At 49.5% G+C, this 24,021-nt stretch carries 18 protein-coding genes; 7 read left to right on the plus strand and 11 right to left on the minus strand.

The features are described from left to right. Position 1 precedes the first annotated feature (1 nt). The 7 genes from H7F15_RS11365 to H7F15_RS11395 all read right to left on the minus strand — a co-directional run bounded on the left by H7F15_RS11365 (position 2) and on the right by H7F15_RS11395 (position 8,559). A complete protein-coding gene (locus H7F15_RS11365; RefSeq protein ID WP_185197097.1) occupies positions 2-709 on the minus strand; it encodes an ABC transporter ATP-binding protein in 708 nt (235 codons plus the stop codon). Beyond that, a complete protein-coding gene (locus tag H7F15_RS11370; protein ID WP_255481199.1) occupies positions 672-1,973 on the minus strand; it encodes a nitrous oxide reductase family maturation protein NosD in 1,302 nt (433 codons plus the stop codon). The genes H7F15_RS11365 and H7F15_RS11370 overlap by 38 nt, the downstream gene beginning before the upstream one ends. Next, positions 1,954-2,418, minus strand: a complete 465-nt coding sequence (locus tag H7F15_RS11375) for a nitrous oxide reductase accessory protein NosL (protein ID WP_185197098.1) — start codon at positions 2,416-2,418, stop codon at positions 1,954-1,956. The genes H7F15_RS11370 and H7F15_RS11375 overlap by 20 nt, the downstream gene beginning before the upstream one ends. Beyond that, positions 2,415-3,023 (minus strand): hypothetical protein, encoded by a 609-nt coding sequence (locus H7F15_RS11380; protein WP_185197099.1) that lies wholly within the window; start codon positions 3,021-3,023, stop codon positions 2,415-2,417. The genes H7F15_RS11375 and H7F15_RS11380 overlap by 4 nt, the downstream gene beginning before the upstream one ends. Before the next feature lie 206 nt (positions 3,024-3,229). Beyond that, positions 3,230-5,275 (minus strand): Sec-dependent nitrous-oxide reductase, encoded by a 2,046-nt coding sequence (nosZ, locus tag H7F15_RS11385; protein WP_185197100.1) that lies wholly within the window; start codon positions 5,273-5,275, stop codon positions 3,230-3,232. 24 nt (positions 5,276-5,299) lie between these two features. Beyond that, the gene (locus H7F15_RS11390) at positions 5,300-5,836 is read right to left on the minus strand and encodes a cytochrome c (RefSeq protein ID WP_255481200.1); all 537 of its coding nucleotides are present in this window, start codon (positions 5,834-5,836) and stop codon (positions 5,300-5,302) included. A gap of 311 nt (positions 5,837-6,147) precedes the next feature. Further along, positions 6,148-8,559: an outer membrane beta-barrel protein gene (locus tag H7F15_RS11395; protein ID WP_185197101.1), complete on the minus strand. Its 2,412-nt coding sequence runs from the start codon at positions 8,557-8,559 to the stop codon at positions 6,148-6,150. Positions 8,560-8,855: 296 nt separating this feature from the next. Between H7F15_RS11395 and H7F15_RS11400 the strand changes: the two genes are divergently transcribed. Both H7F15_RS11400 and H7F15_RS11405 read left to right on the plus strand, forming a co-directional pair. Next, positions 8,856-9,911 carry a sensor histidine kinase gene (locus H7F15_RS11400; RefSeq protein WP_185197102.1) on the plus strand — a complete coding sequence of 352 codons (1,056 nt, stop codon included), beginning with the start codon at positions 8,856-8,858 and terminating at the stop codon, positions 9,909-9,911. Next, the gene (locus H7F15_RS11405; RefSeq protein WP_185197103.1) at positions 9,892-10,647 is read left to right on the plus strand and encodes a LytTR family DNA-binding domain-containing protein; all 756 of its coding nucleotides are present in this window, start codon (positions 9,892-9,894) and stop codon (positions 10,645-10,647) included. The genes H7F15_RS11400 and H7F15_RS11405 overlap by 20 nt, the downstream gene beginning before the upstream one ends. An 18-nt stretch (positions 10,648-10,665) precedes the next feature. Here the strand turns inward: H7F15_RS11405 and H7F15_RS11410 are convergent, their stop codons facing one another. The 4 genes from H7F15_RS11410 to H7F15_RS11425 form a co-directional block, all read right to left on the minus strand. Then, positions 10,666-11,220: a serine acetyltransferase gene (locus H7F15_RS11410; protein WP_185197104.1), complete on the minus strand. Its 555-nt coding sequence runs from the start codon at positions 11,218-11,220 to the stop codon at positions 10,666-10,668. Positions 11,221-11,565: 345 nt separating this feature from the next. Then, positions 11,566-12,744: a serine hydrolase gene (locus H7F15_RS11415; protein ID WP_185197105.1), complete on the minus strand. Its 1,179-nt coding sequence runs from the start codon at positions 12,742-12,744 to the stop codon at positions 11,566-11,568. 274 nt (positions 12,745-13,018) lie between these two features. After that, the gene (locus tag H7F15_RS11420) at positions 13,019-13,975 is read right to left on the minus strand and encodes an aldo/keto reductase (protein ID WP_185197106.1); all 957 of its coding nucleotides are present in this window, start codon (positions 13,973-13,975) and stop codon (positions 13,019-13,021) included. Positions 13,976-14,299: 324 nt separating this feature from the next. After that, complete coding sequence (locus H7F15_RS11425; protein WP_185197107.1) at positions 14,300-16,726, minus strand: ABC transporter permease; 2,427 nt, start codon at positions 16,724-16,726, stop codon at positions 14,300-14,302. A gap of 244 nt (positions 16,727-16,970) precedes the next feature. Here H7F15_RS11425 and H7F15_RS11430 point away from each other — a divergent pair, with 244 nt between their 5' ends. The 5 genes from H7F15_RS11430 to H7F15_RS11450 all read left to right on the plus strand — a co-directional run bounded on the left by H7F15_RS11430 (position 16,971) and on the right by H7F15_RS11450 (position 23,908). Then, on the plus strand, positions 16,971-18,329 hold the full coding sequence (locus tag H7F15_RS11430; RefSeq protein WP_185197108.1) for a sigma-54 dependent transcriptional regulator: 1,359 nt from the start codon (positions 16,971-16,973) through the stop codon (positions 18,327-18,329). Then, complete coding sequence (locus H7F15_RS11435; protein WP_185197109.1) at positions 18,319-19,671, plus strand: PAS domain-containing sensor histidine kinase; 1,353 nt, start codon at positions 18,319-18,321, stop codon at positions 19,669-19,671. The genes H7F15_RS11430 and H7F15_RS11435 overlap by 11 nt, the downstream gene beginning before the upstream one ends. Positions 19,672-20,342: 671 nt before the next feature. After that, positions 20,343-22,673 (plus strand): TonB-dependent receptor domain-containing protein, encoded by a 2,331-nt coding sequence (locus H7F15_RS11440; RefSeq protein WP_370523684.1) that lies wholly within the window; start codon positions 20,343-20,345, stop codon positions 22,671-22,673. Positions 22,674-22,694: 21 nt separating this feature from the next. Beyond that, positions 22,695-23,489 (plus strand): DUF4249 domain-containing protein, encoded by a 795-nt coding sequence (locus H7F15_RS11445; protein ID WP_185197110.1) that lies wholly within the window; start codon positions 22,695-22,697, stop codon positions 23,487-23,489. A gap of 32 nt (positions 23,490-23,521) precedes the next feature. Then, on the plus strand, positions 23,522-23,908 hold the full coding sequence (locus H7F15_RS11450) for a DUF4260 domain-containing protein (protein ID WP_185197111.1): 387 nt from the start codon (positions 23,522-23,524) through the stop codon (positions 23,906-23,908). Positions 23,909-24,021 lie beyond the last annotated feature (113 nt).

Genomic DNA, 24,021 nt, shown 5'->3' on the forward strand with positions numbered 1-24,021 from the left:
CTTAGTCCTCCCCGTTCATAATTTTAGCAATGGCTTTGCTCAGGCGAGCCTCGTTTGCCTGCGCTTTAATTTCTGTAATAGTGTCGTGGAATTTCACGTTACCGTCTACCAGGCACATCACTTCGTCGGCTACTTCTTCAATCTCGCTCATGATGTGCGATGTGATCAGGATCAGTTTGCCGCGTTTTTTTTCCTTCAGGATCTTGCATTTAAGTATCTCTGCCGAGATCGGGTCCAGGCCGGCAGTCGGCTCATCCAGGATCAGTATCTTCGGGTCAAACATAAAAGCCAGCGCAGCACTTACCTTCTGCTTGGTACCGCCGGACAGGGAGCCCATGCGCTTGTCGTACATTTCCTGCAGGCGATACAAACCTATTAGTTCTTCATCCACGGTGGTCACATCTTTGCGGATGTCGCGGATCATTTCGATCACCTGACGGATCTTCATGTTCTCAGGGTACTTACCTATCTGTGGCATATACCCGATCTGGCTACGGTAAGCGTGCTTTTTCAGGACACTTTCACCGTTGATCTTTATGTCGCCGCTGTCGGGTAAAGCCATGCCCAGAATGCACTTGCTCAGGGTGGTTTTACCGGAGCCGTTCGGCCCAATAACCGATATTACTTTACCGGCTTCAAAACTCACATTTACATCTTTTAACACCTGCAGCTTACCGTAAGACTTGCGCAAGTTTTCTATCGTTATCATGATCTATTTTGCTCATTAAGGGTTTTTCATCTACCAGGTTTTCCGGTATAAAGCTCGGCAGCACTTTTTCGATATTATCCAGCATATCCACCATAAAGCTGCGCATAAACATCACCGAAGGCGGCACGCGCTCTACCAGCATGGAATATAAACTTACCGGGCGGTACGGCACATCGCCTACCTGGTCTTTGTTCAGGTCGTAGCCGCTGTATTTGTCCCAGTAGTTGTTCTCAAAGTGGTTTAGCTGGCTGTCGCTGTTGGTGCTCACATCAAAGGAGTTGCCGGTAAAGTTGTTGAACTTAAACACATCGTCGGTGCAGCTGCTGAGCAGGCGCACAGCCCAGCCATTTCTATCAAAGTTGTTGCGCTGTATATCCAGACGGCTGGAGCTTTCCATGTAAATGGCAGTAGTGTTGCGGCTAAACCTGTTGTTATAGATCACACTGTTGCTGATGTCTTTTAGCAGTAAGCCATAAGCAGCCGCGCCCCAGTTATTTTCAAAGGTGTTGTGTTCCATGCGGATGTCGCGGGTGTACATCACGGCCACACCAGCCCCGTTCTCACGGAAGATGTTGTGGGTATACACGTTGCGGTCCGAGAACATGAAGTGCAGGCCATAGCGCAGGTTATGCTGACTCAGGTTATTCTTTACTTCGCTGTCCTTCACAAACTCCAGGTAGATACCGTCTCGGTGGCCTTTTACTTTGTTGTTGCTGATCACGGCATTGTCGCAGTACCACAGGTGTATGGCATTACCCAGCGACGACTCATTCAGGCCGGTCACATCTTTGCCTGTTACCACGTTTCCTTTTACCACGCAGTTATCAGAGTACTGCAGGTAAATACCGAAAAAGGTGTTCAGGATCGTATTATTCAGGATGCGGACATTGCTCTGCTCCACTACCCGGATGGCAGCATCGTCGTGGCGGTAGCTGGTGGCAATGTTCTTTATGGTCAGGCCTTCTATCGTTACGTTACTGGCTGTAACTGTAAAGATCTGCCCTTTATAGTTTCCGTCAATTACCGGGTTGTTGCGGCCCAGTACTGTTAAAGGTTTATTAATCTCAATTCCATATTCCTGGTACACGCCGCTCTCGATCAGGACAGTCTCACCGGGCTTTGCCTGTTTCACTGCCTGCTTCACCGACGTATAGTCACAGGTTTTGCACACTTTCAGTGTGTCGCCGAACGTAACATTTACCTTCAGCGACAACACCGCCAGCGTACATAGTGTAAAATATAGTTTATTCAGGTCTTTCATCATTTCTAACGACTTGTGCCGCTTCGTTCCAGGTCAGCAGGCGTCCGCCATACTCCTGTTGCATTTGTGTAGCAGTAGCATTATCAGCCACCGCCGTCAGGTACATGCCCATCGGGCTTGGCAACGCTTTGGTCTGTAAAAAAGCAGCGTTGCGTGCATCAATAAGTTCACCCGGTTTTGTAAAGTCTGATACCAGCAGGTAAGCGGCTTTCTCGCCCTGTTCGGGTTGCTCGTTTACATATGCTATCAGGCATTCTGCCGAGTCAAAAAAGTAGGGCTTGCCTTTGTCGTTCACCAGCTCAGCGCCATAGCGGTTATCGGCTACGGTCATGTTGCAGTGGGCGCAGTTGGCCTGACCATACGGTATAGTTTGTGGTTCCACAGCACAGCCCGACAGCACCAGAAGTGCCATCGACAGGCTGCAGAAGTATAGTTTTATGCCATTCATGATACCATTACCTTTTCAGGATTTGCTGCTATAGTTTTATTTTTAAGGCTTAAGTAGTAGGTTAATCCGGCTATAGTTATGGCCATAAAAATTCCCAGGCTACCTAAGGCCGGAAGTGACAGGGCCTCGAAGTTCAGTAGTTGTTTGTTACCCAGTAGTGGCGGAATGTAAGTCATCCCAGGTACTTTGATCGCGGCTTTCGGATCGAGGTTGGTACCGAATTTCACAAGCCACATGTAGAAGTCAAGGATGCCAACCGCACCGGCTACCATCAGCAATGAAGTCCAGGCAAGTACCAGTTTACGTCTGCCGATCAGGGCTACGATGATACCGGTAACTATAAACGCGATCACGATGTAGGGCATAAACTTCAGCTCAGCAAACGACTCCGCGTGGATCGGCTCCATACCGATGTAGTGGTTCAGGATATTAAAGTTCTGCAGAACACTTTCAGAGCTGCCACCAAGTTTATTTACCCAGATGTGCAGTTCCAGTCCTTCAGGGTATTGTGGGGCCTTCAGGAAGATCTTCCACATCGGAAAGACAAACAAAAGGCCAAGAGACAGTGATGCGATCAACATCAGTAATTTTTGATAAGCTTTCATCCTTTTATAGTTTAAGATGAGTTTAAAAATGGGCTGCGGAAGGAGCTTATTCTTTTATTTGCTTCAGCTCTTAACCATCCCCTTATCTCTTAGTCAACCGAGAACTCAGGATGATGCTCCTGTTTTACTGAAGTAATTCGCAACTCGTATAAAAATTCAGCGGAGGTTACGCCGGGCAACCTCCGCTGATTTACCCAGTTAGAGCACTATTTAGTAGATGCTACCCCTGGTATGTTTTGTTTCTTTTTACCTGTTGAGAAGGTAATCGGAACGTTGGATCCTTTAGGAGATACCCGGATGTAGCCTTGCATTTCCTGGTGTAGAGCTGAACAGAAGTCTGTACAGTAGAATGGGAACACACCGGCTTTTTTAGGTACCCAGGTGATGGTTTGCGTTGCACCCGGCATGATCAGGGCTTCTGCGTTGTTAGCACCCATTACGGCCAGTCCGTGCGGTACATCCCAGTCCTGCTCCAGGTTCGTCACGTGGAAGAGAACAGTGTCACCTACCTGTACACCTTCAATGTTATCCGGGGTCAAGTGGCTTCGGATGGCTGTCATCTTCACGCGCACTCTGTTCTTGCTTTCACGCACTACACTTACATCTGCTTCTTTCTTCACAGCATGTGGGTGCTTGTTCTCGTCCAGTTTATAGAACTTGGTGCTGTTTGGCGCTACTTTCTCGGCAGCAATAGCCTGGGCGTAGTGCGGTTCAGCTACAGTCGGGAAGTCAAGCAGCAGTTTCATTTTCTCACCAGAGATGTCGATCAGCTGTGCAGAGTGTGCCAGTTCAGGACCAGTTGGCAGGTAGCGGTCTTTTGTAATTTTGTTCATCGCTACCAGGTACTTGCCATGTGGCTGTTTTGTATCACCACCAGGGATCATTAAGTGACCAACTGAGTAGTATACCGGAATTCTGTCAACTACTTTCAGTTCATCTATCTTCCATTTTACAACCTCTGAAGACACGAACATAGAAGTATACGCGTTGCCTTTGCCGTCGAACTCAGTGTGCAATGGTCCTAAGCCTGGTTCTTTCACTTCCCCTTTCAGCACAGACTCATACTGCAGTACCGGGATACCGTTTTTCTCACCATCGAACTTCTTGTTCTTGATAGCATCCTGCATTTTAGAGAATGAGAACACCGGAATAGCTGAGGCAAGTTTACCGCTCACTACCATGAACTCACCGGTTGGGTCTACGTCGATACCGTGTGGTGATTTAGGAGCAGGCAGCAGGTACATCATACCCGGGCACTCTTCTGGCAGCAGGTAGCGCACTTTCTTCTTCACAGTAGATTTTGCGATGTGCGTGCTTTTGTCCATTTTATTGTGGTAGTAGTTAGCTGGCATTTCGCGTGCTTTGCCTTCTTTGGCATATTTAGCGGCTAATTTCCAGTTTACAGCTGCCAGGTAGTCCTTGTCGTTCTGAGAAGCACCTACTTCTTTTAAAGTACCGGCTTTTTCAGAGTTATAAGTTGTAAAGAACACCCAGTCTTCTGATGGGCCTTTACCACCGTTAGCTAAGTCGTAGTCGAAACCAGGAACCAGGATCTGGAAGTCAAGCTCCATATCACCTTCATTCGGATCAACTTTGATGAAAGAGATAGAACCACGGAATTCTTCTTCGTATTTGTCCAGGCTCACGTCTCCAGTACCACCTTTCATATCCAGCGGAACAGAGAAGCGGGTACCTGCAATTACGTACTCGTTGTTGTTGGTTGGGTACGGAGAGCAGTGGTTACCGGCAGAGTTCGGAAGCTCCATGATCTCTACTGTCTCAAACGTTTTCAGGTCGATACGGGCCACACGCGGTGTGTTGTTACCGTTCACAAACAACCAGCGGCCGTCTGTCATACCATCCTTACGCGACAGTTTAGGGTGGTGCAAGTCATCCCATGGAACAAAACCGTGTGATGTCTGCAACATTGCCTTAGACTCTTCGGTGTAGCCGTAGCCGTTCTCACCTGACTGTGTAAACACAGGGATGATCTTCAGCAAGCGGCCTGAAGGAAGACCATAAACAGACACTTGCCCGTTAAAGCCACCTGACAGGAAAGAGTATAGCTCGTCGTGCTTGCCCGGAGCTACATACACTGCAGAGGCAGCATCTGAAGCGACACCTTCGGTAGTGGCATTCGAGCTACTGCCTTCGGTATTGCTGCAGCCTTGCAGCGCTGTACCTGCTGCCACTGCCATCAGCAGGGCGGCCTTTGGTACAAGTTTTTTCAATTTAAAAATTGAATTTTCCATTCTAATTATGGTTGATTGTGATTTTTAGCTGTTTTTGTCGTTCTGGCGCAGGAACTCAAGTATCGCTCTTGCATCCTGCTCGTTCACGTTCTGGTTGGTCATCTGGGTTAAGTGCTCAGCCAGCAGTTTTTTAGCAGTAGGATCTTCTTTGGTCATCTGCTCCGGGTTAATGATCATGTTCATGATCCACTCCGGCTTGCGGCGCTCTGTAACACCAGCCAGGCCAGGACCTACAATTTTCTGATCAGACAACTGGTGGCAGGCAGAACATTTACCTTCGAAGATGGATTTGCCATTGTCGGCCAGTGCCTGGTCAATGCCTTCGCCCACCTCAACAGAAGTTACAGGTCCGATTCCAAGGCCATTGTCTTCAGCTGGTGCTGCTTCTTCCTGATGTGCCAGGCCGGCTTCTTCCTGTGGTGCATCTGCTGCCTGCTCTTCGTTACCACCTGATGAGCAGCTGAAAAGTATGGCACTGCAGAAAATAGCCATCACTCCTAACTGCGCAGGTTTAAGCATCTTGTTCAGAAGTCTGCCTAATTGTGTGTTCTTATTTTTCATGTTGAAACTTTTAAAGTAAGCGTGTGAACATTTATTGGTGAATTATTTATGTAACAAAAGTATAGCAGGGTAGCTCCGGAATAAAAGACCTTTGTCTCTTTTAATGATGACATTTGTCATTTTCCATATATAGTTTTACTAATCAATGCTTTACCATTTTAAAAACCTGAAAACGGGGGTTGAAAAGCCCATAAAACCGGCAGGAAATAGTTGAGGGAAACTATAGCAACTGTCAGGGAAAGGCTGTAAACAGAAAAGCCGCAGCATTTATAGTTGCTGCGGCTATATGGGTGAAGGGTAAACGGTCTCTCTTACTTGCCTGCTCTGTTCACTTCATCCAGATCTGACTGGCGCTTTTTAGCATCAAATGTTGCGCCTTTGCTGAAGCGGTAGCGCAGGTTTACCCGGAATGACTGCGTGCCTTTGTATTGTTTCGCCTCAATGGCATAGGTTTCCATCTGCGTGCTGCCATCAATGCTTCTTGTTCTGAAGATGTCTGTCATGTTCAGGCTCAGATCTAACTTATCGTTCATAAAAGAGCGCTTTAAACCCGCGTTAAGCCACCAGTTGCTGTTCAGGTCATATAGCCCGTAGGCAATACGGCTCTGGTAACCGGCGCTTGCTTCCAGTCGGATGCCCCACGGCAATAGCAGGTTATGGTTTGTCTGCAGGATGTAGCTCAGCTGCTCGTTCTTAAGTGTCACATCTCCGCGGTTCTGGGCAAAGTGCTGGTACAGCATGGTGCCGGTGTTATTCATTTCCCAGTTTGCTGCTATGCGTACCGGCGCTGCCAGCGTAGCACTTATCGTCTGCATATCATCGATGTTCTGCTGCTGGAAGATGGTTATTTTACCGGTCGCCGTTTTGGCAGGTACTTCTACTATGTAATCTTTTGTAAGCGTGTAATCCAGAACAAGGTTAAAGCGCTGCTGCAGTGTCTGGGTAATGCTGAACGAATGGCTGTACTGTGGCTTCAGGTCCGGGTTGCCCATGACCAGGGAATACGGATCCAGGTACATCACAAAGGGATTCAGTACACTATAGCGTGGCCGGGTAATGCGGCGGCTGTAACTATAGTTAACCTGGTAGTTGTCGTTTATAGTTTGCTTCAGGAGCAGGCTCGGAAACAGGTCCAGGTACGAATGCCCGGCTTTTGGAGCTATAGTTGCCGATTTTCCGTTGGTTATAGTTTGTTCTGCCCGCAGGCCCGCCTGTAGCTGTAGTTTCGGGCTCAGGGTTGTATTCAGGTTGGTGTAGGCAGCCAGTATATTCTCGGTGTAGATAAAGTGATTGCTACGGCTCTCGTCCGGTTCTTTAACGCCATCGGTTGTTTCGTAAAAGTGCAGCTCGTTATCAGATACCACCCGACTTGCCTTGGCACCCAGTTGCAGGTTACCTATGCCTACTGCCCTGCTGTAATCTGCTCTGGCGGCATAAATATCGTATACGCTTGGGTTATCGGCACTCAATAAAACTATGGTTGAAGGCTCCTCTTTCGCCAGGCTGTCATATACATTCCGGAAAACAGTGGCATCGGTGCTGCTTAGTCTTACATAATCCAGGTCCGCCGACAACGTGGTGCCCAGGGTATCCGGTTTGCCATTGTAATGCAGGTTAAAGGTCGTGTTGCTATACGTTGCCTCCGAGCTGTTGGCCGCCTTAATGTACAGGTCGTTGGTTGGGTTGCCCTGTAACATAAAGGCATTAGTGTGAATGTCGCTGGCGGAGGTATAGCGCGACAGGTTGGCTATAAACCCGATACTATGGCGGCTGTTCAGGGCGTAATCGGAGCTCAGGCGAAGTGAAGGAATGGTGCGGCTGTTTGTTTCCCGCACCTGTTGCTGCAGCCGTACTTGTTCGTTGTTAAAGGTGCGCTGCATGTTGCTGGTGCCATAGTAAGTACGTCTGGTTACATCCAGCGCCGCCGAAGTATTCCACCTGCCTTGCTTATAGTTCAGGTCGCTGCCATAAGTGTAGCCGTGCAGGTCGCTGTACTGGTAGCCGCCATATACACTGCCCTGCATACCCGTAGCCATGTTCTTTTTGAGGTTGATTTTGATCACGCCGGAAGTTCCCTCTGCATCGTGGCTGGCATCCGGGCTGGTAATGATTTCCAGGTCCCTGATATTTCCTGCAGGCATGGTCTGTAAAAGGTTCTGCAGTTCTTTGCCCGATAAGTACGCCTGGCGCCCGTCAATTAACACCTGCACGCCGGCTTTGCCATTCAGTTTCAGGTTGCCTTCCATATCAGTCGAAATACCGGGAGCATTGCTGAGCACGTCGTAAGCCGAGGCGCCTCCGGACATGGCGGAGCCGGCTACATTTACTATAGTTCGGTCAGCTTCTGTGATCACGGTCTGGCGCATGGCCTGTACAGTCACTTCGCGTAGTACACTGGCTTCTTCACTTAATATCAGTGTCCCGAAATCCTTGCCGGAGTTGCTGCCTTTCACTTCAAACACGTCGCTCTCCTGTGGCTTATAACCTAACAAGGTCATTTTCAGCTTATAGCTTCCTGCTGCAGGGGTGGCTATCTTAAACTGCCCGTCCATATCCGCGATTGCACCTGTTATTACGGCACTGGTAGCGGCGTTCAGCACGGCAACATTTACAAAGCCGAGCGGCTGGCCTTTTTCATCTTTTACCTGGCCGGTAAGTATGCCCTGTGCCCAGGCACCCTGACTCAACAGTAGCATTACAATCAGTAGTTTTAAAAGTCTCATGGTCTTATTTGTTAAGGTGTTTTTCTGTTTCCGGCTCAGCTACTCCGCTGAACTATGACAAAGATGTGCACCCTGTTAAATCCATGAAATGTGATTCCGATGAAACGGGATATGAAGAAAATGAACCGGGATAAACCTTAGGTGAAACGGACAGGCCTGAACCTGAAACTGGTCAAAAACCGAATGAAACAGAGGGCTTGTAGGCGGGTGCCTGTGCCTGCTGTTTGCAACTTAGCTGTAACTTGCTTTTCTTCGGAAGTTAATCATCAAAATTCTGTTGGCAGAGCCTCCCACCCATGCCTTACAACTATAAAACATTTAGCAGACAGGCCATCATTGCTGCCATCACAGCGTTGTTGTTCTACTATACCTTTGTGTTCATTAACCTGGGCACTATCTTCTTTTTTGAGGAGAGTGTATTACGCGAGTTGCTGCTGGTCTTCCTGTTTTTGATGTTCACCTTCTGGGCACATGGCAAGCTCTCTGCTTTCTTCAGCAAGAATCCTTTCCCCAGCCTCCCGCCCCGCATGACCGCTGCGCTGGAAGGGGCAAGTGTGATACTGATCAGCCTGGTATTCTGCCTGGTGTTTGTGTATGGCCCTACCTTCATTCTTTTACCCGGCGCAGAAATTCTTCCGATCAGGGTGAGGCTGGGCTTTGTGGTGGGGGCTATTATTTCGCTTTTCTTCTACTACTTTGTGGAGCGCGACCGCAAGATAAAGCAATTGCAGGCCGAGCACCTGCGGGCTGAGCAGCTGCAGAAAGAAAATTTCCGGACGCAGCTCGAATCGTTGAAAAACCAGGTAAACCCGCACTTCCTGTTCAATAGCCTGAACGTGCTGCACTCGCTCATTTATATAGACGCAGATAAAGCCGCTGCTTTCCTGAGCCAGCTTGCCGAAGTATACCGCGCCCTGCTGCAAACCGGCGACAAACAATTGATACCCCTGAAACAGGAACTGGTGCTGGCCAATGCCTATATTTCCCTGATGCAGACCCGCTTCGGCGATAATGTGCAGTTTACCATGGACATACCAGATAGTTGCCTGCGCCTGGAACTTCCGCCAACCAGCCTGCAGATGCTCCTGGAGAACGCCATCAAACACAATGGCTCCACTACACAGAAGCCGCTGCTCATACACATAAGCGCTACCCACGATACCCTGGTTGTAAAGAATAACCTGCAGTCGCGCCTCGAAGAAACAGCCTCTAACAAAGTTGGTTTGCAGAACATCCTCAGCAGGTATAGTTACCTTACCGACCGGCAGGTGATCATTGAACAATCAGAAAACGAATTTATAGTTAAGCTGCCACTCCTACACGTTGAAGCGTATGAAAATAGTAATTATTGAAGACGAGCAACTGGCAGCAAGTGCGCTGGCTATACTTGTGAAGCGGCTGCGACCGGAAGCGGATATCTTAGCTACCCTGGGATCAGTGCAGGAAGCTGCGGAATGGCTGGTTCTTAATCAGGCGCCCGATCTTATTTTCTGCGACATCCATTTATCAGACGGGAACAGTTTCGAGATCTTCAGGCAGGTGGAGGTAAAATGCCCGGTTATTTTTACAACTGCCTACAACCAGTACGCCATTGATGCTTTTAAAGTGAACAGTATCGACTACCTGCTGAAACCGATAAATCCGCAGGATGTAGCGCTGGCCCTGAAAAAATATGAGCAGCTGCGCCAGCCGCACCAGGAGTTTGGTAACCTGCAGCAACTGCTACAGGCCATACAGCCAAAACAGCATTACCGCTCCCGCTTTCTTACCAAAACAGGGCAAACTATAAAAGCGATACCCGTTGAAGAGGTTGCCTATTTTATGGCCGAAGATGGGGTAGTTTTTCTGGTTACCAGGCAGGGCAAACGCTTTATCATCAATCAGACCCTCGACCAGTTGGAGGAGCAGCTCGACCCCGCACTTTTTTTCAGGACCAACCGGCAGCTGATCGTACACATACAGGCTGTGCAGGAAATCAGGCCATACTTTAAAGGGCGCCTGAACCTGCTGCTGACCCCTGTTACCAGTACCGATGTGATTGTAAGCAGCAGCAGGGCAAATGCGCTCAGAGCCTGGCTGGACTCTTAGATTACTTTAATACTACAACTATACGGTCGGAGCCAAGACTTCCGGCTGCCTGGCAGGCTCTTCCGGAACTATAGCATCCAGGCGTTTTATCACACGGGCGGGGTTTCCCACGGCAATACAGTTATCCGGTATGTCTTTCACCACCACCGAGCCGGCTCCGATCTTTACGTTGTTACCAATGCGCACACCCCCAATGATACACACATTAGAGCCCAGTTCCACGTTATCGCCCAGTATTGGCGAATCTGAATAAGAGCCGTCGGCGTGCCTGATGTTACCGAGCGTGGTGCAGTGCCGCACATAACAGTTTTTACCAATTACAGAGCAGCCGTTTATAACCAGTGCCTGGCCATGGCCAATGTAAAAGCCTTTGCCTACTGTTGTCCAGTGTGGCAGCTCGATGCACATAAACCACTCTACCAGTAGCTTGTAAAATGCCAGGTAAGGCAGATACAGCACATAAAAGAACCTGTTAAGGGAAGCAGGTCGGGCCAGCCTGAAAAGCACCATCACAAGTCTGCCTTTTAGGTTTCCTTTGTTGGCTTCCCAGTCCTGAAAGATATATGAGAACATAGTAATATAATTTTTTTGGTGTGTTGACTTACGCAGTTCGTGAAACCGGTGTTACGCGCATCTGGCCAGAAAAAACGGATACGGTTAAGAGAACAAAGCGCTGCCGCCAGTGCTTAAAGGCAGACAGGCTACTAACTCCACATACTGTGTTCTGGCTGCTTTTGTTTAATTACCAAACTATAGTTTGCCTATAGTTTAGCCGGCCCGAGAAATACCTGCAACTATAGTTTGGTGAGGAGATAAAGCAAAAAAGCCTTGCTACCAGATCCGGCTGGCAGCAAGGCTATAGTTTAGAGACAGGGAATAAGAACCGCTGGCGTAAAAAATACAACGCAAATGCCTGGTTTAGCCGCGTGGGTTGGCTGCAGCACCTGATTTTGTCTTTCTGCCTTCGGCTACATTTGCAGGAGCAGCCGGGTACAGAAACTTCTTCAACTCTTTCAGAAAACCGATGCTACCGTTGGGTACGTTGCTTAACACGATGATGGCGCTGTGGTCGGCGGGGTTGCGGAGCAGGTAGGTGGCGTAGCCATGCCACAGCCCTCCGTGGTACACGGCAGTATCGCCGCTCGCCAGTTCAACAATGCGCCAGCCAAAGCCATAATCTTCGTCTTTCCGTTTCTCTGTGCGCGAGCCTGTAAATGCTTCCTGCAGGGTTTCATGCTTCACCAGTTGTTGGGTATACAGCGCCTGGTCCCATTTGTACAGATCTTCTACTGTAGAGTAAATGCCTTTATCGCCCAGCACTGTATCTAAATAATCGGGGGAGCGTTTGCGGCGGCCGCCGGTGTGCCCGGTTGCTATTTTGCCGGTAAGCGTTGCCAGGTTTTTGCTGTAGGTAAAGGTTTGCGTCATGTGCAGGGGCTTAAAAATGCGTTGCTGCAGAAACGTGGCAAACGGCATACCCGATACGCGGCTAACTATAGTTGCCAGCAGCATATAGCCTGTATTGCTATAGTCGAAGCGGGTATTGGGCGGGAAGTAGACGGGTGGCTGATGGGTAGCCATAAGCTGGAGCACATCGCGGTTGGTGATGGGCTTGCTGCGGTCGGGCCATAGTTCGTCGCTGAAATAGGTATAGTTGCCCAGCCCCGAGCGGTGGGTAAGCAACTGCCGTATCGTCACGCCTTTATAAGGAAACTCGGGGAGATACTGCTGCACACTGTCGTCGTACTGCAGTTTGCCCTGCTCCTGCAGCATCATAATAGCCATGGCTGTAAACTGCTTGGATACTGAGGCCAGCTGAAAAGCAGTGCTGGTGGTCAGGGTATCTTTCTCCTTGAAATCGGTGTAGCCAAAAGCGCCTTTGTACAGCACCTTATCGTATTTGGTAACCAGTACGGTACCGTTAAAGCCGTTGCGCCGGTACAGTTTCCTGAACATAGAATCGAGCTGCAGACTTAGCTCTCTGGCGCTGTCCGGAGTAAACCAGGCCGGTACCTGTACCTGCTGTTTTTCCAGCCTGCTTTCGTCTTTATTCGCTCCATGCTGCTCCTCCTTCCCAGCTTCCCGGCAGGAAGACATGAGGATGATACATAAACAAACTGCAGCCAGCGGCCCTCTGAAAAGGGAAAATATCCTGTAAAAAGCCATACTTCTATCCATCAACACATTTACGGATTTAAAGATAAGGCTTCCCGGGTTTATAGTTTCAGGTTGTTACAGACTTTTAGTAAAATTTTACCTGAGTCCGCTCTTATGTGCAGAAAGCAGCCTTCGGGTTTCTGTATAGCTATAAAAAAAGCCTGCTCCCTTTTACAGGGAGCAGGCTTATCTGACTTATAGTGAATGGTATAGTTTATAGTTCGTAAGCAGATGCCTTGTTGAGCTGCGCTATCGCTTCAGGACTTAGATTGAGCTCTACTGCCTCCCGGAACGCCTGTAGGTGATGACTTTTGGTTGCGCTGGCAATAGGAGCCGTTACTGCGGGCGACTGCACCAGCCAGGCCAGCGCCACGCCCGCCTGAGATACGCCATGCTCCTCGGCAAGGGCATCCAGCGCCGCTAATATGTTTTTACCACGCGCATCCAGGTACTTCTTCACACCGCCGCCGCGCACACTTTTACCCAGGTCTTCCTCGCTGCGGTATTTCCCGGATAAAAAGCCGCTTGCCAGTGAGTAGTACGTAATCACACCCAGGTTTTCTGCCTTACAGATCGGCCCGATACCTTTTTCAAATTCTTCGCGGTCGTAGAGGTTGTACTCAGGCTGGAACACTTCGTAGCGTGGTAAACCCTGCTGTTTGCTGGCCTCCAACGACGCCTGCAGGCGCTCCGGCGATAAGTTAGATGCTCCGATATACCGCACCTTTCCGGCTTTTATCAACTGCTGGTAGGCTCCCAGTGTTTCCTCTACCGGAGTTTTATCATCATCCCAGTGGGTCAGGTACAGATCAATGGCATCCGTTTGTAGCCGTCTCAGCGAGTCATCAGCAGCCTGTAAAATATGCTTTGCCGAAATATCCTTGTGCCCCTGCCCCATGTCTGAGCCTACTTTTGTGATCACAGTAACTTTATCCTGGTTGCTGCGGGCTTTCATCCACTTCCCTATAATAGTCTCTGATTCGCCGCCCTGGTTGCCGGGTGCCCAGCGGGAGTACGCGTTGGCCGTATCGATGGTGTTAAAACCCAGGTCCACAAACTCATCGAGTATGGCAAATGATTCTTTTTCGTTGAGCGTCCACCCGAACACGTTGCCACCTAACACAATGGGCGCAGTATAAAGGTCTGTGTTCCCTAATTTTCTGTTCTGCATAGTTCTCTTGATTATCTGATTTGTTACCGGCGCTTTGCCACTACAGCCGTTGTGTAGCGCTGCGCTGCAGCCGGTATGGTTTATAACTATAGGCACTATGGTATTGTTTTGCTGAAAACTATAGTTTGTGGCCTGATCATATTCTTGTAGTTAATAAGTGGTGCTCAGAAATAAAGAACCGCACCAGCTCACGCAGAACTGATGCGGCGTAAGAGAACTATAGTTGATGCTCTTGCTATAGTTTATCAATAACTCTACTCTGCTGCTACTTGTCAACTATCTGACAAATACCTTTAAGCAGCAAAAGCAGATCCGGTGCGGCACTTAATCGAAGCGGAGGTTGGTTACCGGGTTGGCGCGCGCCGCTTTTAAGGCCTGGAAACTGATGGTAACAAAAGCAACCAATGCCGCTACCACCCCCGCAGCTATAAACACCCACCAGCTCAGCTCAATGCGGTAAGCAAAATCATTCAGCCAGGAGCGCATGGCATACCACGCCAACGGGAAAGCGATCAGGGTGGAAACGATGACCAGCAGCAAAAACTCTTTGGATAACAGGGCAACTATCGTGTGGTTCTCGGCACCCAGCACTTTGCGTATGCCTATCTCCTTTTTACGGCGCTCGGCGGCATAGGCGGCAAGGCCAAACAGCCCCAGGCAGGCAACAAAAATGGCAAGTCCGGTAAATATCCAGAGCAGCGTTTTCAGCTTGTCTTCTGCTTTATACATTTTCACGAAGTTGTCATCCATAAAAATGTACTCCAGCGGGTAATCCGGCGAGAATTTAGCCCACACCTCTTTTACCTGGGCAAGTGTATTGGCCATATCGGTGCCATCTACTTTTACGGCCACTTTCCAGTACGCCCCCGGGAAGATCTGCAGCACGGTCGGCTCTACTTTGTCGTAAAGGCTTTTGAAATGGAAATCCCTCACCACACCGATTATCTTTCCTTCTTTCAGCGAATCGGGGTTGGAATCGTTCCACACCTGCCACATAAGCGGTTTACCCAGGGCATTTTCAGGAGTACCGTAGCCCAGTTCCTTCACAGCAGTTTCGTTGATCATAAAAGCGTGGTCGGCATCGGTTTTATAGTCTTTTGAGAAGCCACGTCCTGCCACCAGTTTTACATTCAGGGTATTCAGGTAATCGAAATCCACCATCAGCTGCGTTACGCCATGGTGCACCCGTTCCCCATCTTTCGGCACAATAATACCATCGCCGGCCGTGGCATCTCCCGGAAAACCATACCCGATAGACACATTTTTTACTCCCGGTACCTTGCCTAACTCCTGCTTAAAGGTCTCGTAGTTGGCAAACATGTTATCGCCACGCATCTGGAAGAACAGGATCTGTTCTTTGTTAAAGCCCAGGTCCTTGTTGTGCAGGTAACTTACCTGTTTGTAAACGATGGTGGCACAGATGATCAGGAAAACTGACAGGGCAAACTGCACTACAATAAGCACATGCCGCAGCCACTGTATCCGCCCCACCCTGCTTTGCACTACCACAGCGCTTTTCAGCACTTTTACCGGCTTAAAGCCCGACAGCACCAGCGCCGGATATAAGCCTGCCAGTATGCCTACTACTATAGTTAAGCCAATGAGCAATAGCACCAAAGCCGGGTTTGTAAAGATGTTAAACTGCATTTCCTTGCCGGTAAAGGCATTCAGGGAAGGCAACAGCAGCGACGTGAGCGCCGCCGCAAACACCACACTGATCAGGGTAAGAACTACTGTTTCGCCTAAGAACTGCACTGTAAGCTGTGCGCGGCTTGCCCCTATTGCCTTGCGAACGCCTACTTCTTTGGCCCGCTGCATGGATTTGGCTGTGGCCAGGTTCACGAAGTTAAAGCAGGCAATGAGCAGAATAAACACCGCAATAATACTGAGCGCCCGCACATAGGTAATATTCCCCCTGATGGACTGATCGTACTTAAAAGCTGCCGAGTGCAGGTATACATCACTTAAGGGCTGAAAAACCGGGTTATAGTTGAAGGGCTTGTTCGAATCCGGATCTGTCTGTTTGCCGGCAACGGCCTTAAACTTTTTCTGCACAAAGGCCGCATCTGCTCCTTCCTTCAGCTTTACATAAGTATAGAATTGCTGCCAGGTCCAGCGCTTCATGCGTTCCGGGGGGAGTTCGGCACCATCCATCGGTATCACAAAGTTTATGGGCAGATGGAATTTGTTACTACTGTCGAAAACACCTCTAACAATGTATACCAGCTTATTTACGGTTACTTTTTTTCCCACAGGATCTACATCGCCAAACACGCGCTGCGCAAATTTATCGGAGACAACTATAGACGAAGGATCATCCAACGCCTTTTCGGGAGAGCCATACTTAAACGGCAGCTGAAATACTTTAAAGAAGTTAGGATCGGCATAAGCACGGCCATTTTCATATAATACTTTATCACCGGCTTCCACCAGGTTATTCGCTTCGAACTGCAGCATGAGTATGCGCACTGCCTCTTCTACTTCCGGAAAGTTCTGCTTCAGGGTGGTGGCATACATTGGTGGCACAGGCGCTATCTCTCCGGCAGCTTCCTCGGCACGCTGGTCGTTATAGATGCGGTACACCCTGTCGCCATCGGGCAGAAATTTATCGTACTGTAATTCGTCGTACACAAACAACCCGATAAGCAGACAGGCGGTAAGGCCAAGGGCAAGGCCGGCAATGTTGATGAATGTGAAACCCTTGTGCCGGAACAGGTTTCGATAGGCGGTGGTAAAGTAATTTCTCAGCATAGTTTTAAGGCTAACATAGGTAAGATCAACTCAACAGCAGACTCACATACCTGATGCCAGAATTAAATATTACTGTAAATCAATAAGTTACAAACAAACCTATAGTTCGGGCGTGCAAAACCGTGCGGCAGGCGTGCGAATTCGCACACTGGCTTGCTGCCAACTATAGCTAAAGGAGCTCAGATTCAGGGGTTTGTATTAGTGGCATAATTATAGTTTATTTAGCTGCCATAGCAGTATCCTTATGCAGTTATCCAAAGCATCCATACTTATAGTTGACGACGACACCGATGTGCTGACCGCCGTGCGCCTGTTGCTGAAGCCCCAGGTAAAGGAGATCATTACCGAGAAAAATCCGGAGCAGATACAGTCGTTGCTCAGCAACTATAGCTTTGATGTGGTGTTGCTGGACATGAACTTTAAGAGCGCTTTAAATACCGGAAACGAAGGCTTGTTCTGGCTGAAGAAAATAAAGTCGCTGCGCCCGGATACTTCGGTTATCATGATCACCGCGTATGGCGACATTGACCTGGCCATACGCTCCCTGAAAGAAGGGGCACACGATTTTGTAGTAAAGCCCTGGCATAACGAACGGCTGCTGCAAACTATAACCGATGCTTTACAAACGGCTGGCGCTACTAAAAAAGGCGCAGCCCGAACTATAGCCCAATCCAACGCAGGCCCCGAACTGTTAGGCGAATCGGAAGCGATGCAGGATATTCTGCTCAAGATCCGGAAAGTAGCCCCGACGGACGCCAACATTTTGATTTTAGGAGAGAACGGCACCGGAAAAGAGCTCATTGCCAAAGCCATTCACCAGCAATCTGCCCGCAAGGACAAGCCATTTGTAAAAGTGGATGTAGGTGCCCTGACGGAATCGTTGTTCGAGAGCGAGTTGTTTGGCCATAAAAAAGGTGCTTTTACCGATGCTCGCGAAGACCGCTCCGGCCGTTTTGAAGCGGCTCATGGCGGGACCATTTTCCTGGACGAGATCGGGAACATATCGCTGCACCAACAGGCCAAATTGCTGAGCGTGCTGCAAAACCGGCAGGTAATTCCGCTTGGCGCCAACACACCCGTTGATATTGATGTGCGCTTGCTGTGCGCCACCAACGTACCGCTTGCTGAGCTGGCCAACGAAAACAGGTTCCGGAAAGACCTGGTTTATCGCATTAATACCGTAGAGATTACCGTGCCGCCACTTCGCAAGCGTGGCAATGATATCCTGTTGCTGGCTACCCATTTTATGCAGGTGTATGCGGCCAAGTACATGCGCCCGGTACCGGAGCTCTCCAAAGCTGCCACCGAAAAGCTACTACACTACCACTACCCGGGCAATGTGCGCGAATTGCAGTATGCCATGGAGCGGGCCGTAATTATGGCCGATGCACCCGTTCTGGAAGCGCAGGACATCCTGTTCTCACCTATCGAAAGTGCGCCTATAGTTGAGCCGGCCGTGCAGGAAACCAACCTGGGCGAACTGGAAAAAGCAACTATAAACCGCGTGCTCGAAAAGCACAACGGTAACCTGACCAAAGCCGCAAAAGAGCTTGGCATTACCCGCACCGCCTTATACCGTAGGTTAGGGAAATATGATATTTAAAACCTTTGAAGCCCGCCTGACCTTCCGGGTACTGCTGTTGCTGGTATCGCTGAGCTTACCGGCTATAGTTGTGGTGAATGGTATGGCAGAAGTGCTGGTGTTTCTGGTGCCGGTAGTGATTTACCAGGTATACGAGCTGATACAGTTTGTAAAAAAAGCGCAGCAGGAGTTCGACCAGTTTGTAGAGTCAGTGCATTACCGCGATTTTTCCAGGCATTTTAACGAGCAACAAGCCCCCGTGGAGCTGGAAGTGTTGCGCAAAGGCTTTAACGAGATCAACTCTACGTTTAAAGCGCTCACCCAGGAAAAGGAATCGCAGTTCCAGAACCTGCAGCAGGTAATAGCCCTGGTAAACACCGGCATCCTGACCTATGAACTGGAAACCGGGCAGGTAGTATTGCTGAACGAGTCGCTGAAAAAGCTGCTGCATTTGCCGCACCTATCTACGGTGCACGCACTGGCCAACCGCGACGAAGCACTATACCAGGAAGTACTTAAACTACAACCCGGCCACACCCGCATCACCACCGCCCATACCACCTACTTAGAGAAAACTTCTTTTAAAGTACTGTTATCGGCAACTGCTTTCCAGAACGCTGGCCGCATGTACAAATTAGTGGCCTTCCAGAATGTGAACGAAGCCCTGGACGAGACCGAATCGCAGGCCTGGCAAAAGCTGCTGAACGTAATGACGCACGAGATCATGAACTCGGTGGCTCCCATTTCGTCGTTAGCTGACACCTTGAAAAACCGCCTGCACCAGACAACTATAGACGAGCTTACCCAGGACGATGTGGATGATCTGGAAGTGGGTGTGGAAACGATAAAACGCCGGAGCCAGGGTTTGCTACGCTTCGCCGAGACTTACCGCAACCTGAGCAAGATCACTACGCTTAACCAGGAGACCGTATATGTGCAGGACCTTTTCCATAACCTGCAGCGCCTGATGCAGCCTACGTTTGACCAGAAAAACATACAGCTCCGCATCCAGCTCAAAAATCCTCAGATCTCCCTCAAAGCCGACCCCAACTTACTGGAACAGGTGTTGATTAACCTGCTGGTAAATGCCATAGAAGCTGTAAAGGAGAACCCGGCTGCTGAGATCGTCCTTTCTGCGTTTACCGATGCCGAAGACAAAACCGTGATCAAGGTGTCGGATAACGGAACCGGTATGTCCCGGGAAGTGCAGGAGAAGATCTTTATCCCGTTTTTCAGTACCAAAAAGAACGGCACCGGCATTGGCCTGAGCTTGTGCAAACAGATTATACTGCTCCACCGCGGGTCTATCCAGGTGCAGTCTGAGGAAGGTGCGGGAACGTCTTTTGCTTTGCGGTTTAGTTAGAGCTATAGTTTAGCAATACTATAATTGAGTTAACCCAACACTGTCCCCCTCTGAGGGGGGAGTTTCTTTCTGCTGAATTCTGCTTTTAGCGCCCTCGCTCGCGTCCCGCGAGTGTGAGTTACCTGCGGACTCTGGCCGCTTTAACCTGTGCCTAAGGTACAAGTGGCGAGACACCACTAAATAACGCACACTCGTGGGAAGCGAGCGAAGGAAGAGAAGGCAAAGGCACATCTTTTTGCCTGCAGTTCGGGTAAATCAACCTCTTACAACTGTTCAAACCTGTCAGTCAGCTGGTTATAGTTCATCTTCAGATTTACAGTGTTCATCCCCTTAAAGGTAGTGCTGGTATAAATTAACATTCAGATAATACAACCGGCTTAGGCAAGTATAAAATAATCCGTACTTTTGCGCCCGCTTTCGGAAATAAGAAACTATAGCCGGAACACCCGACCTGAAATCTACACTATAAAACCATGAAAAAAGGAATGACAACTATACCGGCATATCGCCACCCGCTACAACTATAGGCAATCCCTCTGCCCTGCTGCTTCGGCAATATCTATAAAAACTTACAGGAATTATATAAAAGCTACCCCAACAGGTTAGCCTAATTTTGCGCTGTGTTTCAGAAACACATTTGCACGCATATACCTACATTCTACAATAAAACTATGATGAAGTATCTGATGACAGTGCTGCTGTTTCTTTGCGTATTGGCAAACAGCGTGGCACAGGAAAAAGTAACCCTGAGCGGTTACGTAAAAGACAAAGCCACCGGCGAAGGACTGATCGGTTCTTCGGTAAGTGTACAGGAGCTGCCTGGCACCGGCGTAATTACCAACGAGTATGGGTTTTACTCGCTCACGCTGCCCAAAGGCACTTATACCATCCACTACAACTACCTGGGTTATGTAACCAGCTCCAGGCAACTACAGCTAACCGGCAGCCAGAAACTGGACATGCAACTGGAGCAGAACAACACCACGCTGCAGGAAGTTGTGGTAACCTCGCGCAAGGAAGACACCAACGTAAAGAGCATGGAAATGAGCACCCTGAAAATGCAGGTGGCCGAGATAAAGAACATGCCTGCCCTGCTGGGGGAAGTGGACGTGATAAAGGCGATACAGCTGATGCCGGGCGTGCAGAATGCCGGCGAAGGCACTTCGGGCTTTTACGTGCGCGGCGGCGGTGCCGACCAGAACCTGATTCTGCTGGACGAAGCGCCGGTGTACAATGCCTCGCACCTGATGGGTTTCTTTTCGGTGTTCAATGCTGATGCCATAAAAGATGTGCAGCTCTACAAAGGCGGCATTCCGGCGCAGCACGGCGGCCGCTTATCTTCCCTGCTCGACATCCGGATGAAGGAAGGCAACAACCAGAAAATGGAAGTGTCCGGTGGTATCGGAACTATAGCCAGCCGCCTGACCGTGGAAGCCCCTATCGTGAAAGATAAAAGCTCGTTTATCCTGTCGGGTCGTCGCACCTATGCCGATATGTTTTTTGGCCTGAGCAGCGACGAAGACATTAAAGGCAACGACCTGTACTTTTACGACCTGAACGCCAAGGTAAACTATACCCTGAATGAGAAAAACCGCCTGTTTGTATCGGGTTACTTTGGCCGCGATGTGGCTGCAACCAAAGAGTTTATGATGAACTGGGGCAACGCCACCGCCACCGTGCGCTGGAACCACCTGTTCTCCGACCGCCTGTTCTCCAACACCACCTTCATCTTCTCTGATTTTGATTATGCATTGGGCTCTAAAGAAGAAGAATCAGAATTTACCTGGAAATCGCATATCAAGGATTACGGCATCAAAAACGACTATACCTACTTCCTGAACCCGAAAAACCAGCTGCGCTTTGGCCTGCACCTTACCTACCACAACTTTATGCCAGCCGAAGTGAAGCCGGGCGAAAAATCATATGTAAACGAGCTGAAACTGAACTCGACCAGCGCTCTGGAAACAGCCCTTTACCTGAGCAACGAGCACCAGATCACAGATAAACTAACTATAGATTACGGCCTGCGCTTCTCCAGCTTCACCAACATGGGTCCGGGCAAAGTGTACCTGTATGATGAGGATTTTGAAACACCGATTGATACCGTAAACTATAGCCGCTTTGAGAAGATAAAAAGCTACCACGGACTGGAGCCGCGCATCGCCGCTAAGTATGAACTAACGGATGCAAGCGCTGTGAAAGCCTCTTATAACCGCACGCTGCAGTACCTGCACCAGGTTTCCAACTCTACCTCGGCTATGCCTTTTGATGTCTGGATACCGAGCAGCACCTATGTAAAGCCGCAGCTTGCCGACCAGGTGGCTGTGGGTTATTTCCGCAACTTTGCTGACAACATGTTTGAAGGATCGGTGGAAGTGTACTATAAGTGGATGGACAACCAGATCGATTACAAAGACTATGCGGAAATATTCCTGAACGAGCGCCTGGAAACTGAACTGCTGCGCGGCACCGGCGAAGCCTATGGCGCGGAGTTTTACCTGCGCAAACAGAAAGGACTGCTCACCGGTTGGGTAAGTTATACCTTATCTAAAACCGAACGCACCGTACCGGGGATTAACGATGGCAATGCCTATGCCCCGCGCCACGACCGCAGGCATTCCGGTAACCTGGTGCTAAACTATAGTTTCAGCCCAAGTATTAATTTAGGAGCCAACTGGACCTACAGCACCGGCGGCGCCATTACCATGCCGGTTGGCCGCTACGAGTATAACGGCAAAACCTACCCGGTTTATTCCGAGCGCAACGGTTACCGCCTGCCGGCTTATCACCGCCTGGACCTGTCGGCCACTTACGAGAAGCCGCGCAACGAATTTAAAAAATACAGCGGCTCCTGGACCCTGAGTGTTTACAACGCCTATGCCCGCAAAAACGCTTTCTCTATTTATTTCCGGGAGAGCGAAGATGACAAGACCAAAACCGAAGCTGTGAAAACCTATTTATTCGGCCTGCTGCCATCGCTTACTTACAACTTCAAGTTTTAAACTATAAGCACATTTGCTACTATGAAAAAGATATTTTTATACCTGCTGGCCATGCTCACGCTGAGCTTATACAGCTGCGAGGAAGTGATAGACTATGAACTCCGCAACGCCGACACCAAACTGGTAGTGGAAGGACTTATTACAGACCAGGCGGGGCCTTACACCGTGCGCCTTTCCAACACCAAAGGGTACTTGGAAGAAGGCCGTACACCCGGCGTGAATGGTGCTATAGTTACCATATCCGATAACCACGGCAACGCCGAAACACTGGAACCGACCGGCGATGGCCTGTACCAGACCAAAACGCTGCAGGGCACGCCCGGCTATACCTATTACCTGCAAGTGGTGGTAGATGGCAAAACCTACACGGCCCAAAGCTATATGCCTACTGTGTCAACTATAGATTCGCTGACCTTTGAGTACCAGCCGAAAACGCACATGGAAGACGAAGGCTATTACCCGATCATCCACTTTGCGGACCCGGCAGGGAAAGGCAACAACTATAGATGGAATGTGTACGTGAACGGCGCTCTGGACCCGGACGAGCTGGCAGTACTGAACGACGAATTATACGACGGTAGCTACGGCCACGCCAACATGGGCTTTACCATCCAGAAAGGCGACCACCTGCGCGTAGAACTTATGAGTATCGACAAACCGGCTTATAATTTCTGGTACGCCCTCGTAAACCAGCAAAACTCTACCGGCGGCCCTTTTGAGAGCACGCCAGCCAACGCTCCGACCAACATCTCCGGTGGTGCTATCGGATACTTCGGTGCCTCGGCAGTATCAGTGATGGAAGCGGTGGTGAAATAATGAATAATGACGAATTAGTAATGATTAATAACATGAAGATATTATTGAAACTGGAGGACCTGGCAAAGCTTGTACTTGCGTATGCAGGCACCTTATACCTTGGCTTTGAGTGGTGGCTGTTCTTTGCGCTGCTGCTGGCCCCGGACCTTGGCATGCTGGGCTATTTGTTTGGAAGTAAAGCTGGCGCGTGGGTCTATAACCTGTTCCATCATCAGGGCGTGGCTATAGTTGTCGGGTTGGTGGGGCTGTATTTGGGAGATACCTACCTGCAGTTTGCCGGCCTGCTGCTTTTCGGCCACAGCGCCATGGACAGGGCACTGGGCTACGGCCTGAAATACAACGACCACTTTAAACACACACATTTAGGGTGGATAGGCCCGCAGTCCAAACAAGGCTACTATAAACCCCGGGAACTATAGAACCTACGAAAAAGGCCCTTCTGCAGAACAGCGGAAGGGCCTTTTACTTTTTAATACGTTTTGTGTGTATCTGGTGCAGTAGCTCCGGGCGATGCGACTTAGGCAGAAATAGC

The organism is Pontibacter sp. Tf4, assembly GCF_014212495.1.
In the GTDB taxonomy this organism is placed as follows: Bacteria; Bacteroidota; Bacteroidia; order Cytophagales; family Hymenobacteraceae; genus Pontibacter.

Coding starts and splice junctions, on each gene's coding strand:
- H7F15_RS11365 (WP_185197097.1), bottom strand. CDS start 709: ATGATAACGATAGAAAACTTGCGCAAGTCTTACGGTAAGCTGCAGGTG.
- H7F15_RS11370 (WP_255481199.1), bottom strand. CDS start 1,973: ATGATGAAAGACCTGAATAAACTATATTTTACACTATGTACGCTGGCG.
- H7F15_RS11375 (WP_185197098.1), bottom strand. CDS start 2,418: ATGAATGGCATAAAACTATACTTCTGCAGCCTGTCGATGGCACTTCTG.
- H7F15_RS11380 (WP_185197099.1), bottom strand. CDS start 3,023: ATGAAAGCTTATCAAAAATTACTGATGTTGATCGCATCACTGTCTCTT.
- nosZ (WP_185197100.1), bottom strand. CDS start 5,275: ATGGAAAATTCAATTTTTAAATTGAAAAAACTTGTACCAAAGGCCGCC.
- H7F15_RS11390 (WP_255481200.1), bottom strand. CDS start 5,836: ATGAAAAATAAGAACACACAATTAGGCAGACTTCTGAACAAGATGCTT.
- H7F15_RS11395 (WP_185197101.1), bottom strand. CDS start 8,559: ATGAGACTTTTAAAACTACTGATTGTAATGCTACTGTTGAGTCAGGGT.
- H7F15_RS11400 (WP_185197102.1), top strand. CDS start 8,856: ATGCCTTACAACTATAAAACATTTAGCAGACAGGCCATCATTGCTGCC.
- H7F15_RS11405 (WP_185197103.1), top strand. CDS start 9,892: ATGAAAATAGTAATTATTGAAGACGAGCAACTGGCAGCAAGTGCGCTG.
- H7F15_RS11410 (WP_185197104.1), bottom strand. CDS start 11,220: ATGTTCTCATATATCTTTCAGGACTGGGAAGCCAACAAAGGAAACCTA.
- H7F15_RS11415 (WP_185197105.1), bottom strand. CDS start 12,744: ATGTCTTCCTGCCGGGAAGCTGGGAAGGAGGAGCAGCATGGAGCGAAT.
- H7F15_RS11420 (WP_185197106.1), bottom strand. CDS start 13,975: ATGCAGAACAGAAAATTAGGGAACACAGACCTTTATACTGCGCCCATT.
- H7F15_RS11425 (WP_185197107.1), bottom strand. CDS start 16,726: ATGCTGAGAAATTACTTTACCACCGCCTATCGAAACCTGTTCCGGCAC.
- H7F15_RS11430 (WP_185197108.1), top strand. CDS start 16,971: ATGCAGTTATCCAAAGCATCCATACTTATAGTTGACGACGACACCGAT.
- H7F15_RS11435 (WP_185197109.1), top strand. CDS start 18,319: ATGATATTTAAAACCTTTGAAGCCCGCCTGACCTTCCGGGTACTGCTG.
- H7F15_RS11440 (WP_370523684.1), top strand. CDS start 20,343: ATGATGAAGTATCTGATGACAGTGCTGCTGTTTCTTTGCGTATTGGCA.
- H7F15_RS11445 (WP_185197110.1), top strand. CDS start 22,695: ATGAAAAAGATATTTTTATACCTGCTGGCCATGCTCACGCTGAGCTTA.
- H7F15_RS11450 (WP_185197111.1), top strand. CDS start 23,522: ATGAAGATATTATTGAAACTGGAGGACCTGGCAAAGCTTGTACTTGCG.